This is a genomic window from Azospirillum sp. B4, assembly GCF_000333275.1.
Classification (GTDB): Bacteria; Pseudomonadota; Alphaproteobacteria; order Azospirillales; family Azospirillaceae; genus Nitrospirillum.
Genome location: NZ_BACU01000124.1, coordinates 1 through 13,836, shown reverse-complemented (window position 1 = coordinate 13,836; position 13,836 = coordinate 1). Strand labels below are relative to the sequence as shown.

The window sequence follows — 13,836 nt, the reverse complement described above, 5'->3', positions numbered from 1 at the left end:
ACATCCCCCGGATCCGGAACCGGCATCGGCAAATGGACCGCCGACCAGTTCTACACGATGATGCATGACGGCCGGTCACCCGATGGCGGCCTGATCTATCCCGCCATGCCCTTCGGATCCTACACCAAGGTGACGCGGGCGGATTCGGACGCGATCTTCGCCTATCTGAAGTCCGTGCCGCCGGTGAAGTCGGCCAACCGCCCGCATGAGCTGCGCTTTCCCTACAACAACCGCCAGCTGATCCTGGGCTGGCGCACGCTGTTCTTCCAGCCGGGGGAATACAAGTCGGACCCGTCCAAATCGGCGGAATGGAACCGGGGCGCCTATCTGGTGCAGGGGCTGGGCCATTGCGCGATGTGCCATACGCCCATCAACGCCCTGGGCGGCAGTTCGGACAGCAAGGCCTTCGAGGGCGGGCTGATCCCCATGCAGAACTGGTACGCGCCCTCGCTGACTTCCAACAAGGAGGCGGGATTGGGGGAGTGGAGCCTGCAGGAAATCTCCGACTTGCTGCGCACTGGCGTATCCGCCCGGGGCGCCGTCTACGGCCCCATGGCGGAGGTTGTGTACGACAGCCTGCAATACCTGTCCGACGCTGATACCCGGGCCATGGCCGTCTACCTGAAAAGCCTGGGGCAGGGCGGTCCGCCGGACGCGACGCCGCCGGCCATCGCCTCGGCCGAGAGCAGCCTGCTGTTCCGCCTGGGCAAGACGGTCTATGACGCGCAGTGCGCCACCTGCCATGGCGGCGACGGCAAGGGCAGGCCGCCGCACTTCCCGCCGCTGGCCAACAACCAGTCCATCGAGATGACCTCCGCCGTGAACGCCATCCGCATGGTGCTGAACGGTGGCTATCCGCCGGGCACCACGGGCAACCCCATGCCCTATGGCATGCCACCCTTCGCCCAGTCGCTGTCGGATGAGGAGGTGGCGGCCGTCGTCACCTACATCCGCGGCGCCTGGGGCAACAAGGCCGGCGCGGTCACCGCCGCCCAGGCCAACCAACTTCGCTCCGCCCCCCTGGATTGAGGCCGCCCATGATCAATTCGGAACAGGATATCCCGGGCGACGCCCAGGACGACGCCGTGGATAGGATCGTGCTGTCCGGTGCCAAGGGGGCCGTCGTGCTGGCGGGTATCGCCACCGCCATCGTCGTCGCGATCTGGTTCGCCTTCTACCTGTTCGTGTTCGTGCCGCGCGCGACCGTTCCCTGAGGAGGCTGCCCACCGATGACGCACGACCATGAACCGCACGGGGAGGGGGCCCAGCGCGCCGAGCGCATAGAGCGCCGCTGGGCGACGCTGTCGGTCGGCATCGTCGCCCTGCTGATCGTCATGGCGGCCTTCGCCGGCATCCACCAGGCGACCATGCCCCAGCCGGTGCTGGAGACGGCCGATCCCCGCACCCTGCACATCGCGGGGGAATTCACCGAGGCCAACCTGGGCAGTTCACTGGAGCCGGACGGGTCGGTCATGGTCCGGGCCATTGGCCAGCAATATTCGTTCACGCCCGCCTGTATCGTGGTGCCGGTGGGGACGCCCATCGCTTTCCGGGCGACCAGCGCCGATGTCGTCCACGGTTTCCTGATCGACGGCACCAACGTGAACGTCATGCTGGTCCCGGGTTACGTCTCCACCATCGCCACCCGGTTCGAGACGACGGGGGAGCGCCACATGCCCTGCCATGAGTTCTGCGGCACCGGCCATGAGGGCATGTGGGGCCGGATCAGGGTCGTGGACAAGGCGACGTTCCAAGAGATGGCCACCAGGCATCGGAGGCTCAGCTGTGTTGACCAGTAAACGGCTCATCCTGGCCCACTTCTGGCTGGCCTTCGCCGCCTTCGCCGGTGCCCTGCTGCTGGGCGAGTGGCAGATGTTCATCCGCAGCCCCCTGCACGCCTGGATCAGCAATCCGGAATGGTACTATCGGTCGGTCACCGGACACGGCACGGCCATGGCCTACGTGCTGCCCACGCTGGTGGCCATGGGCTTCGGTTATTTCATCACCGAGGCCGCGCTGAAGCGCCCGCTGATCGGGCGCGCCTGGGCCTGGGTGGGATTCGGCCTGGCCGTGGTCGGCACCATCACCGCCGTCATCCCGGTCGCCTTGGGGGCGGCATCGGTCCTGTACACCTTCTACCCGCCGTTGGTGGGCAACCCCTTCTATTATATCGGTGTCGTGCTGGTGGTGGTGGGGTCCTGGATCTGGGTCGCGCTGATGTCGGTCAACCTTTACCGGTGGAAGAAGGACAACCCCGGTGCCGCCGTGCCGCTGGCCATGTTCGCCAATGTCGCGGGCTCCTACCTTTGGGCCTGGACCTCGGTGGGCGCGGCGATCGAGCTGCTGTTCCAGATCCTGCCGGTGGCGTTGGGCCTGCGCACCACCATTGATGCCGGGTTGGCGCGGGTGTTCTTCTCCTGGACGCTGCACGCCATCGTCTATTTCTGGCTGATGCCCACCTACATCGCCTACTACACCATCGTGCCACGCGCCATCGGCGGCCGGCTGTACAGCGATTCCATGGGCCGGTTGTCCTTCATCCTGTTCCTGGTGGTGGCCATGCCTATCGGCGTGCACCACCTGTTCATGGACCCGCAGGTGGGCGGCGGCTTCAAGTTCCTGCATTCCGTCTTCACCGCCCTGGTGGCGCTGCCCACCCTGCTGACGGTGTTCACCATCTGCGCCTCGGTGGAGATCGCGGCGCGGCTGCGCGGCGGCCGGGGGGCGCTGGGCTGGATACGGGCGCTGCCCTGGCGCAACCCCATGATGCTGGCGATCGCCTTTTCCTTCGTCATGCTGGGCTTCGGCGGCGCCGGGGGCCTGATCAACATGAGCTATCAGCTGGACGCGGTGATCCATAACACGCAATGGATCACCGGCCACTTCCACCTGATCTTCGGTGGCGCCATCGTCATCATGTATTTCGCGATCGCCTATGACGTCTGGCCCCACCTTACCGGCCGGGCGCTGGAGTGCCACGGCCTGATCCGGGCGCAGCTGTGGACCTGGTTCATCGGCATGATGGTGCTGACCTTCCCCTGGCACTGGGTCGGCATCCTGGGCATGCCGCGTCGCATGGCCTACTACGACTACACCGATCCGGCCCTGGCGCCACAGGCCAATTGGGTCATCATGTCGGTGATCGGCGGCGCCATCCTTGTGCTGTCCGGTATCCTGTTCCTGGCCGTGCTGATCCGGGGGCACCGCGCGCCACAGATCGATCCCGGCCCCTACCGGTTCAGCGTCGCCGTGCACCAGCCACGGCGGGTGCCTGTGGCGCTCAACAGCTACGGGCTTTGGCTCAGCCTCATGGTCGGCCTGACCCTGGTGAACTACGGCTTCCCCATCCTGCATCTGCTGACCACGCCTGGTACCGACGTGCCCGCCATCACAGTCGGAGCCCAAAAATGAGCATCGAGCCCCTGTTCACCTTCCGTAACCGGTGGTTTACCACCAGTGTCGCCGTGACGGCGGGCCTGTTCCTGGTGGCGGCGCTGGCCGGCTTCCTCTGGCTGCCGTCCCTTCAATCGAACCGGGGGCAGGCGGCGGAGGGTGCCGGGGGTATTTGGGGCGAGATTTGCAGCGCCGCCGGCGTGTTCCGTCCCGGCCCGGCGAAAAGCGTGACCAAGCCCGACTTCCGCGGGACGCAGGTGGCGCTCACGCCGACCCTGCTGAAGGGCGCCGACGCCGCGTCCGTCGGCCGGGGCGCCACCCTGGCGCTGCAATGTTCCATGTGCCACGGCGCCCGGGGCCTGAGCGAGGCGGACTCGCCCAACCTTGCCGGCCAGCATCCCCTGGTGATCTACAAGCAGCTTCAGGATTTCAAGTCGGGTGCCCGGTCCAGCGCCGTCATGGAGCCGCTGGTGGCCAAACTGACGGACCAGGACATGCGCGACCTGGCGGCCTTCTACGCCTATCTGCCGCGGGCGCCCTGGAACATCCCCACCGACGCGCCGCCGCCAAGGATCGTCATCAGCGGCGCCCCGGTGCGGGGAATCGCCCCCTGCGGCGCCTGCCACGGCACGCTCAGCATGAAGCCTGGCGCCGCCTGGCTGGATGGCCAGTCGCCCGTCTACATCCGGGCCCAGCTGGTGGCCTTCGCGGCCGGCACGCGGCACAACGACATCGGTCAGCAGATGCGCAACATCGCCCGCGTCATGACCGCCGCCGAGATCGACGAGGCCGCGCGCTACTACGCGGGCGCACAGCAATAGCCAGGGCCTCTCCCGTTGCTCAGCGACGGGCCGGACGCTGGCGGAACCGTGCGGTCTCCACTACTGTTGCCCGCGTTTACGGTAACCAACGGAGCCCCGTGCATGCGTTTGCCCCTGCTTTCCATGGCGGACGTCCCCGTGATCGACACGGTGGACCAGAAGACCCAGGCGCTGCTGGTCAGCCTCAACGCCCTGGTCCCCTGGGCCGTCACCAATGGCGTCAACCTGCTGGCCGCGATGCTGATCCTGCTGATCGGCCTGTGGCTGTCGGGCAAGGTGGGCCGCATGGTCGCCGCGATGCTGGCCCGCACGCCCCACTTCGACGCCATGCTGCGCGGCTTCTTCAGCAGCCTGGCGCGCTACGCCGTGCTGACGCTGACCGTCCTGGCGGTCCTGGCGCAGTTCGGCATCCAGACGACCAGCCTGGTCGCGGTCATCGGTGCCGCCGGCTTGGCCATCGGCCTGGCCTTGCAAGGCACCCTGTCCAGCCTGGCGGCAGGCGTCATGCTGCTGATTTTCCGGCCGTTCAAGATCGGCGACAAGGTGGTGGTCGCCGGCGCCACCGGCACCGTGCGGGACCTGTCGCTGTTCTGGACCGAACTGATCTCTGACGACCAGATCCAGATCATCATCCCCAACAGCGGCGTCTGGGGCCAGGTGTTGCGCAACCTCAGCACCCATCCCGCGCCGGCCCATGCCGGGGAATTGCGTTTCCGCATTCCGGAAACCAGCGACCTGGACGGTGTGGCCGAGGCGGTGCGCCGTATCGTGGCGGCCGACCCGCGCATCAGCCCGGCGCCGACCGTGCTGTTCGACCGCACCGGCGACAGCCGGGCTCTGGATGTCGTGATCGGTTTCTCTACCGTTGATGACGTTGTTCCCGCGGTGAAGAGCGACCTGATCCGTGCCATCCACGCGGCTGTTCTACCGACCGGTGCGGCGACCGGCGAGGCGGCCACCGCAGGATAAGCCTCAGGGCTTGGCGTCCCCGCCGGCGGCCGCCTCCTGGCCCGTCGGCGCCACCGCCCGGATGAGGGCGCGGGTGTCGCGGCCCACCTGGCGCATGCGGGCGGCGACCAGGTCGGTCAGCTTCCGCTGCTCCGCTTCCGGCGCCTGGCGCGCCACGGCATCCATGTCCAGGTCGGGCACGGCGTCGAGGTCGGTGTCCGGATCGGTCACGTAGTGGGCGGGGAAGCTGCGCTCCAACTGGGCGTCCAGCGTGTCGGCCACGGCGGCCGACTGCACCGTGATGAGGTCGCGGGGCGAGGGCGGCAGCAGGCGGGGCAGCGCCGTGTCATCCGCCGTGTCGCGCAGCGCCGCCAGCAGCGGATCATCCATCCGGCCCTGGGCATAGGCGGCGGCCATGTGGTGGTACTGGTAGTTCTCCAGCACGGTATGGCGGTTGGTGACGCGGTTGACGGCGGCGGTCTTAGGGCCGTGCACGCCGGCCATGTCCAGCACACTGGTCCACAGCATCCGGGGCACGCCCACACCGGGCAGCACCCGGGCGTGATAGGGCTGGGCCAGGTCCTGGACGTAATGGACGGCCCAGCCGGCGAAGCGCCAGCCCCAGTAGGGGTGACCCTGGGCGAAGGCGAAGCGCGACAACGTCATGTACAGATGGATGCGGGCTTCCGGATAGGTGTTCTGCAGATAGGGCGCCGCGCGGTAGAGGATGCCGCTTTCGTGATAAAAGCCCATGTGGAAGGGGGCCTGGCTGCTGTACTCCAGGCGCGGGTTGCCGAAGGGCTGCGGGCCATAGCCGTAAGCGGCACCTTCCGGCGCGCCGTTGTCCTGCCATAGGGCGATGTCCAAGCCGAAGTCCGGCTCGTTGGAGGCGGTGGCGATCACGTCCGCCACCGGCGCCGCCGCCCCATCCTCCAGCCGTTCCAGGCTATGCGCGTCCAGGTCGCTCATGCCCTTGAGGACACTCAGGGCGGACCAGTCCATCATCCGCTCCGCCGGCACGGCGGTGCCCGGCGGCCGCTGCAGGTAGAGGTTCAGCGGCATATCCTCGTTCGCGCGGATGGCGCGAAGGAAGGCCCGGCGGAGGGTGGTCGCGTCCGCATCCCTGGCAGCCTGAAAGGCCAGCGCGTCGGGCCGGGGCGCGTAGGAGGGAACGGTGGCCCGGGCCCACCGCTCCTCATCCTCCAGAACCTGAGGCAGATGCTCCGCCTCCATGGACAGGAAGCTGGCCAGCGTCTCCGCCGGCACGGTGCGCTGGGCGATCTGCGGCAGGACGGCCACGGCTTGCCAGGTGCACAGCGTATGGTTGCTCCAGGCCCAGGCGGCGGAAGGGACGGCGAAAAAGCATGCCGTCAGCCACAGGCCCCGGCGCAGGACGCGCTTCACTCGGGAGGGGGGACGTCGCATAGGCCGGCACCTTGTCTTAAGGAGGGAGGAGCGCCCGGGAGGAGAGGACCCCGCACGAGCGGTCGGAGGATAGCGGCGTTTGAAGTCGTTTCCGCGACACGGCCGCCCCACCGGTGGGGCTTCGTCGATTTTCCATACTTCGCGGACGCGAAATCGGCGGGTCGCCGTCGCCTGGCGGGCGGTCCCGCGTCCTGAAAGGTGGCTTATCGGTCATTCAGGACGTGCGAGGGTAGGCCTATCCTGCCTTTGTCACCATGGATCTGGTCCGTATCGGCCCAGAATCATCGTTAATGCCGCCCTTCGAGGACTGCATGGCCGCTGAGCGACTGACACCGTTGTCTATCTCTTCGCAACCGCCATATAGTTCTTCGCAGATGCAGCATATTGCTGCCGTCCTTTTCGCCGAGGCTTCCGCCATGACCCGCTCCTTCGCCGCTCATTCGATCCTGTTTTCCGCCGTCGTCGCCGGTGCCGTGGGCCTGGTGACGATCGCCCGTGCCGAAACCCTGTCCGCCGACACCGCCCTGAAGGCGAAGTTCGACGCGGTGGACGTCAACCTCTACTACCACCCCACCAAGGCTGGTTATCAGGTGGTGGTGACCGCCGGCACGCAGGACCCGTCCAGCACCGTGCGCTTCGTCTCCACCCTGGCGCCTGACCAGGAGACGGTGGTGTCCGTGCCGCGCGGCGTTGGCCAGCCGGCCCTGGAACTGCACGTGCGCCGCGTCGGTGACAGCCTGGAACTGGTGCGCCCGGTTTCGTAAGGGCTGTCCGCCTTTCGCAATAAAAACCCCCGTCACCGGCTGGTGGCGGGGGTTTTTGTCTATGGGCGCCAAGGCTGGCGATGGTGGAGCGTTAGTTACCGAACAAGTAGCCACAGCCCGGATCCGCCGGGTCGTGCGTCAGGATCCGGTCGTACAGCGCGCCTTGGTCGGCCACCAGGTCGTCCACCTCCTCGGCCAGGACGAAGCCCGCCGCCACCTCGCGCATCAGGGCGGCGTGCACCTTGTCCAGGAAGGCCTGCCGGCTGGGATAGCGCGCCGCCAGGGACGGGCGGGGGTCGTGGGCCGCGATGCGCTCCGCCTCCGTCCGGGCGAAGGGCACGAAGGAGCCGTCGAAGCGGCCCTGGTAGGTGCCGAATCCCGTTTCCGGTGCCCGCAGGTTCCAGCCGGTGTGGGTGCCCAGCGGCACCTCCAGCTCCACCTGGCGGACGCCGGCGCGGTCGTTGCCGTCGGCATCGGGGGCGGGCACGCGGGTGGGGTAGGGGGCGCCCCGCACCGGCGGAACCGTGTCGGCGATGCCCTGGGCATAGCGCGGGCCGAAATCCAGGCGCGGCGGCATCAGGGGGGACGCCGGCGGGGTCAGGCCCGGCACCTTGGGGAAGGCGGCCTTGTACGCCTCCGCCACGACCAAGGTGCCGTCCGCCAGGCTGGGCACGGCGCTGGCGGGTGGCTGGCCCTTGCCCTGCACCCAGTTGTCCAGCGCCACGATCAGGGCGCGCTCCACCGGATAATGGTTGGTGGTATTGACGCAGGCGGTGAAGGGCGCCCGCTCATGGCTGCGGCCGACATAGTGCTGTGACCCGGCCAGCAGGTAGATGCGGGCCGAGGGGGCGATGGTGGCGTCGGCCGCCCCGTCCGGCGTGGTGTGCAGCAGGGAAGCGGAGCGGTTCCAGTACTCCGCTGAGGTGTTGGCGAAGATCATCTTGGGCAGCAGCCCGGCCGCCCGCGCGCCATCCAACATCGACCCGCTCGCGCCCGAAACTGGGTCGGTTGAGGGCGTGGTGGTGAAGGGGAAGGCGTCGGAATAATAGATCTGCTCCACCAGGGGGCTGAAATGCCGGGTGGCCTGGCCGAAGCGCTGGTTGAAAGAACCTTTGCCGGAACCCGGCACCTGGGCATAGGCGCCGTCGAAGGCGGGCCGTCCTTCCTCATCCCGGTTCCAGCCGTTGTACAGCATGGTGTCGATGACGCGCCCGGACTGGGAGATGCCGAAGATCAGAGCGCGGTCCAGCGGCTGCTGCCCGGCGAAGGGCTGGGTCTTGAAGAAGGACAGCAGGTCGCGGATGCCAGCCAGGCCCACGCCCACCACATAGGGATCGCGGGAGGGGACCACCACCTCATAGATTTTGCCCGTCTGGAAGCCGCCCTCCAGGCGCACCTCCACCGGCAGGGCGCCGTCCGGGTTTTCCACGAAGCCCCAGGTGGCGCGGGGGATCGGGTGGCGCGGCGCCTCCGGGGCATCCCGCTCTGTCAGCACGGCGTCGGGCGCGCCGGCGGTGGCGAAGGGATAGGGGATGCCCTTCATGCCGACGTAAGGCGCGGTCTTCGCCGGCTTGTCGACGATGAACTCGTACGCGACCTTGCCGGTGATCGGCCCGCCCTTATCCTTGGCCACGGGCGGCTTCAGGATGAAAGGCCTGTCACCGGGGCCACCGGGCTGCACGTCCCAGGTCCAGGCGGACCATAACAGGGTGAAGCCGCGCTTGAAGAAGAAGCCGTTGCCGGTGTCGGCCAGGGTGGTGGGGTCATTGCGCGCCGGCACCCGGCCGTTGACCTGGCCCAATGCCGCGATGCCGCCCCGGTTGTTGACGTCGTAGAACAGGGCGCCATTGCGCTGGCCCGCGTTGGTCGGGCGCAGCATCAGGAAATCGGTGGCGAAGACGACGCGACCGTGATCGTCCTTGGGGGCCAGGCCCAGGTCGGTGATGCCGGCGTTGGCCGGCAGGGCGGGGTCCAGGCTGACCCAGGCCGTGCCCCGGATCTTCTCATACGTGCCCACGGCGCCGAAGGTGGCCCCCTCGGCCAGCACCGTCCGCTCCGTGATCTCCACCCGCTCCACCGCCGACCAGGCCGGCGTGGTGGTCAACAGCCCCATCAGGATGATCAGACGCCGCATGTCACCGCCCCTTATTCATTGTGGGGCCGAAACTAAAGCGGCGCTGGTCCGCCATCAATCCACTATCCTGGGGCAGCCACTCTATGGATGGCCGACGGTGGCCAGGGCGCGATCCAGTTCCTGGATGGCGCAAACGATGTGGTAGAAGCTGCTGGCCGGCGCCGCCTCTTCCACGAAGGTGCCGTCGGGGTTCAGGCGGTCGCGCCACAGGCCCTTCACCGGCGTGTCGAGGTATTTCATCAGGCCGCGCCCGCCGTTGGCGGCCATGGTCCAGTAGCCGTCGCTGCGGTCGGTGTTGTCGCGGGTGGCCAACGCCGCCAGCACGGCGGCCTTGATCCGTTCCGTCTGCGGCCACAGGCGGGCGATCGGGTCATGTGGCGTCAGATCGTCCAGCAGGGCGTTCATGGCGACGCCCCGCGCCGGGTCCACACCGGGGCCCTCGCCGATGGCCATCATGCGCCAAGCGGCATCCGACGCCGCCTTGGTTCCGGTCAGGGCCGCCCAGCGCAGCATCAGCCACGACCATTCGAACTGGTGCCCCGGCTCCACGATGCGGCCCTGGGTGCCGGCCACGGGGCGCCAGTCGCCGTCGAAGAATTCCTTCAGCCCGCCCCTGTCGTCGTTGATGAAGCGGGTCAGCGCCAGGGTGACGATCTCCTCCGCCAGGGCGCGCCAGCCGCCGTCGCCGCCCTGCTCCATCCAGGCGAGGGACGCTTCCAGCATGTGCATATGCGGGTTGGACAGCAGGGGCAGGGTGCGGGGGTGGCTTTCCTCGAACCCGCCCTGGGCGTGGCGCAGGGTGTCTGCCAAGCGCTGGCGCAGCGCCACCGCCATCTCCTCCGCCTTGCGGTCCTCCGGCGTGGCGGATTGGGCGGCGGCCAGGGCGAACAGGGCGAAGGCCTGGTCGTACAGCACCACGGTGTCGTCCAGGGCGGTGCCGTCCGGCGCCACCTTGGTGCGGAACAGGCCGTCGGGGCGGCGGTAGTGGTTCAAGAAGAAGGTCAGGCCGTGTTCCGCCGCCTCCCGCACCGGGCCGTTCCAGCCGGACCTGGCGGCGACGGCGTAGGCATAGACCTGACGGGCCTGGACCCGCGCCCGGCGGGCATCGCTGGTGGGGCGGCCCGCAAGGTCCAGCTTCTCATGGAAGCCGCCGTTCAGCCGGTCGGCCCCGGCCTCCCACCACAGGGGATAGGCGTGCTCCACCAGCCAGGCCTTCAACTGGCCGCGCACGGCGGCGGCATCAAGAAGCGCTGCGGATGGCATGCGGTGTTCCTTATCAGGGGGACCAGAGGCAGGTGGCGCCACGCCCACCGGAGGAATCGCCCGGCAGGCGGGAACGATGCTGGCCACCCACGCGGCGGGGACTGACCAACCGTTGAGGGGACCATAGTTTGTCGTCTTAAAAATGAAAATTGAAATATTAATCAGGGAACGAATGGCGCAAGCGTCATGGCCATCAGGCGGCGGCCGTCTTCATCAGGGCGGTACGTGATGGCAGAAGGCGGTCGTTGAACGGCAGGATGGCGGCGCCCACGGCCGGCGCGTCCATGGCGGTGGCGGCGCGATAAACCGGGGCGATGACGGGGACCGCGCCAGCGTGGGTCAGCAGCCGCTCGGTGATCAGCTGCGCCAGCCGGTCCAGCTGGGCCGTGGGCAGGCGTCCCCCCAGGAACACGGCTTCGGGATTGACCAGGCAACTGATGGCGATGATGGGGGCGGTCAGCAGCTCCGCCGCCAGATCCAGCCACTGGTCGACCAGCGCCTGGCCGGTGGTGTCCAGCTGCGCCAACTGGTCCGGTTGGCTCAAGGGGTAGCCGTTGGCTTTGAGGAAGCCGAATAGCGCCGACAGCGACACCGCCTCCTGCAGCGAGGTCGCCGGCGTGCGGGGCGAGGCGACGGGCAGGAATCCGATCTCACCACTGCGGCCCTGGGCGCCCCGGAAATACTGGCCGTCGATGACCATGCCGCCACCCAGGCCACGGCTGATCAGGATGTAGAAGAAGCTGGGGTCGTGCAGGCCATGGCCGAACTGCAACTCACCCAGGGCCGCCGCCGCCGCGTCGTTCTCCAGGAACACGGGCAAGGGCAGGATGGCGGAGAACAGGCGCGCCACGTTGACGGTGTTCCACGCCTCATAGCTGGCGGGGCGGTTGGGCAGGTTCACCCGGCCCAGGTCGTCCGGCATGGCGACGCCAATGCCGGCGATGCGCTCCTGCGGGAAGGCGCCGCCGGCCAGCAACGCGTCCACCTGTTCCTTGAAGAAGGTGGCGACCGCGTCGGGCAGGGGAAAGTCCACCTCCAGCGTCGCGCGGTGCCGCACCTGGCCCAGCAGGTCCAGCACCAGCACGGTGACATGGTCGCGGTCGATGTTGACACCGATGGAGAAGCAGCCGTCGGGATTGATGGCCAGGCGCATGGCCGGCTGGCCCCGGGCGCCATGGAGGCGGCCCACCTCCATGATCAGGTCGTCATTCAGCAAGCGCTTGGTGATGTTGGCGATGGCTGGTGCCGTCAGGCCGGTGATGGTCGCCAACTCCGCCCGGGTGATGGGGCCGCTGACGCGGATGGCCTGCAACATGACCCGCTGGTTGTGATCGCCCGCCCGCTCCAGGTTCGTGCCCGACAGGCTGGCGCCCAACGACGGGTGCAGGTCGGCGGTGCGGGGGGGCACAGGCGCGGACATCCAGACAATTCCTTATTTAAATTTCACAAAGATTATGGCGCGGATGGTGGGGCATCACTGTGCCGGACACAACCACGCTTTTGCATGCTTGCCGCATTTGGCGGATCGCATTGGAAACCGGGGCAAGCCACCTGCGCGGCATAATCCCGATGGCGATGAACGCCATGATTGTCGATCGGCCTTGACGCCGCCGCAATGCCGTCGCCAGGATCCATCGCCGCGGCCGTTCCGCCGCCCCTTCCTCATATCCGGGGTCTCGCATGAGACACTGCGTCGCGTTCGCCGCCCGCTTGGTTATCGCAGCCTTGCTGCTGGCCGTCGCTTCCCCATGCCCGCCCGCGATGGCCACCGGGCAGCTGGTGCCCTCGGGCAACCTGGCGCAAAGTGACACGGACGCCACCGGTGCCTGCGTCTGGTTCAACCGGGCGCTGGCGGAGAACCGGGACGACCTGTCCGGCTTCGTGGCGCTGGAACCGGCGACGGACGTTGCCGTCACGGCCACCGACCGCCGCCTGTGCCTCAGTGGGCTGGAACCGGGGAAGGCCTACAGCGTCACCATCCGGGCCGGGCTGCCCGCCGCCGATGGCAACACCCTGCCCAAGAACCTGACCTTCCACCTCACGATGCACGATCTGCCAGGCAGCGTGCGAATCGCCGGTACCGGCTATGTGCTGCCGCGCGTGGGCAACGCCGGGGTGGGGGTGGAGACCATCAACATCGCGCGGGTGACGCTCAGCCTCTATCGCGCCCCGGAAACCGCCCTGGCCAACCTGCCCCTGAACCAGGATCCGACGGGATGGAGCGTCGAGGAGCTGTNGGATGAGAAGGTGCGGCCGGTATGGACCGGCACCATGGACACCAAGGGTCCGCTGAACAAGCGGACGGTCACCAACTTCCCCCTCGACCAGGTGCTCAAGGAACGCCAGCCCGGTGCTTACCTGCTGGTGGTGGAGGATGAGAAGCTGGCCAAGGACCGGGCCAACGCCCGCTATGAGGAGCGTGACGCCCGCACTGCCGCCCGCTGGTTGGTTGAAACCGACATGGCGCTGACGGCGTTGACCGGGGGGGACGGGCTGACCGTCGTCGCCCGCTCCCTGGCCAAGGCCACGCCTGTTTACGGCGCCCGGGTGGTGCTGCTGGGCCATGATTCCGGCACGCTGGGTGAGGCCAAGACCGATGGCGACGGCATCGCCCGCTTCCCCATCGGCCTGCTGCGTGGCAAGGGCGGGGCGCGCCCGGCTCTGGTGGAGGCGTTCGCCGGTGGCGCGTCGCTGATCCCCTTCGCCAGCGCGCCGGCCGACTTCGCCGCGCTGTCGCTGGACCGGGCCGCCTTCGATTTCAGCGCCCGGGGCGCCGATGGCCGCCCGGATCCGGGACCGCTGGACGCCTATGTCTATACCGAGCGGGGCATCTATCGCCCGGGGGAGACGGTGCACGCCGCCTTCGTGCTGCGCGACGCCCAGATCCGCACGACGGGGGTGGACAGTGTGGCCGCCGTCGTCCGCCGCAGCGATGGGGTGGAGGCCGCGCACCTGACCGTCAAACTGGCCAGCGGCGCTGGCAGCGTCGACATCCCCATCAGTGCCGCGGCGCCACGCGGTGAATGGAAGATCGACCTGTACGTCGCCGGCGGTGACGCCGTGGTGGGCAGCGGCACTTCGAGGTCCA

General features: G+C 68.3%; 12 protein-coding genes. 8 read left to right on the top strand and 4 right to left on the bottom strand.

Annotated elements, in window-relative coordinates:
• The 6 genes from I55_RS05885 to I55_RS05860 form a co-directional block, all read left to right on the top strand.
• On the top strand, positions 1 to 1,029 hold a 1,029-nt coding region (locus I55_RS05885; RefSeq protein ID WP_044559577.1), incomplete at its 5' end, for a cytochrome c.
• An 8-nt stretch (positions 1,030 to 1,037) separates the two neighbouring features.
• Positions 1,038 to 1,214, top strand: coding sequence for a hypothetical protein (locus I55_RS37620; protein WP_044559574.1), 177 nt, complete (start codon positions 1,038 to 1,040; stop codon positions 1,212 to 1,214).
• 15 nt (positions 1,215 to 1,229) lie between these two features.
• A complete protein-coding gene (locus tag I55_RS05875; protein ID WP_044559573.1) occupies positions 1,230 to 1,799 on the top strand; it encodes a cytochrome c oxidase subunit II in 570 nt (189 codons plus the stop codon).
• The gene (locus I55_RS05870) at positions 1,789 to 3,411 is read left to right on the top strand and encodes a b(o/a)3-type cytochrome-c oxidase subunit 1 (protein ID WP_199902473.1); all 1,623 of its coding nucleotides are present in this window, start codon (positions 1,789 to 1,791) and stop codon (positions 3,409 to 3,411) included. Before I55_RS05875 ends, I55_RS05870 begins: the two co-directional genes overlap by 11 nt.
• Complete coding sequence (locus I55_RS05865) at positions 3,408 to 4,214, top strand: cytochrome c (protein WP_044559571.1); 807 nt, start codon at positions 3,408 to 3,410, stop codon at positions 4,212 to 4,214. The genes I55_RS05870 and I55_RS05865 overlap by 4 nt, the downstream gene beginning before the upstream one ends.
• 102 nt (positions 4,215 to 4,316) lie before the next feature.
• Positions 4,317 to 5,183 carry a mechanosensitive ion channel family protein gene (locus tag I55_RS05860; RefSeq protein ID WP_049973873.1) on the top strand — a complete coding sequence of 289 codons (867 nt, stop codon included), beginning with the start codon at positions 4,317 to 4,319 and terminating at the stop codon, positions 5,181 to 5,183.
• A gap of 3 nt (positions 5,184 to 5,186) precedes the next feature.
• Here I55_RS05860 and I55_RS05855 read toward each other — a convergent pair whose 3' ends face one another.
• Complete coding sequence (locus I55_RS05855) at positions 5,187 to 6,587, bottom strand: phospholipase (RefSeq protein WP_148293589.1); 1,401 nt, start codon at positions 6,585 to 6,587, stop codon at positions 5,187 to 5,189.
• 416 nt (positions 6,588 to 7,003) lie between these two features.
• On the opposite strand from I55_RS05855, the gene I55_RS05850 reads away from it, so the two are divergent.
• Entirely contained in the window at positions 7,004 to 7,351 is a 348-nt protein-coding gene (locus I55_RS05850) for a hypothetical protein (protein ID WP_148293588.1), read from the top strand.
• 91 nt (positions 7,352 to 7,442) lie between these two features.
• Here the strand turns inward: I55_RS05850 and I55_RS05845 are convergent, their stop codons facing one another.
• From I55_RS05845 to I55_RS05835, 3 genes are all read right to left on the bottom strand, one after another.
• Complete coding sequence (locus I55_RS05845) at positions 7,443 to 9,485, bottom strand: alpha/beta hydrolase domain-containing protein (RefSeq protein WP_044559569.1); 2,043 nt, start codon at positions 9,483 to 9,485, stop codon at positions 7,443 to 7,445.
• Positions 9,486 to 9,566: 81 nt separating this feature from the next.
• Positions 9,567 to 10,748: an AGE family epimerase/isomerase gene (locus I55_RS05840; protein ID WP_044559568.1), complete on the bottom strand. Its 1,182-nt coding sequence runs from the start codon at positions 10,746 to 10,748 to the stop codon at positions 9,567 to 9,569.
• A gap of 193 nt (positions 10,749 to 10,941) precedes the next feature.
• Positions 10,942 to 12,168, bottom strand: a complete 1,227-nt coding sequence (locus I55_RS05835) for an ROK family transcriptional regulator (protein ID WP_044559567.1) — start codon at positions 12,166 to 12,168, stop codon at positions 10,942 to 10,944.
• Positions 12,169 to 12,428: 260 nt separating this feature from the next.
• Here I55_RS05835 and I55_RS05830 point away from each other — a divergent pair.
• Positions 12,429 to 13,836 (top strand): MG2 domain-containing protein (locus tag I55_RS05830; RefSeq protein ID WP_252181034.1); only part of this gene is annotated, 1,408 nt, incomplete at its 3' end.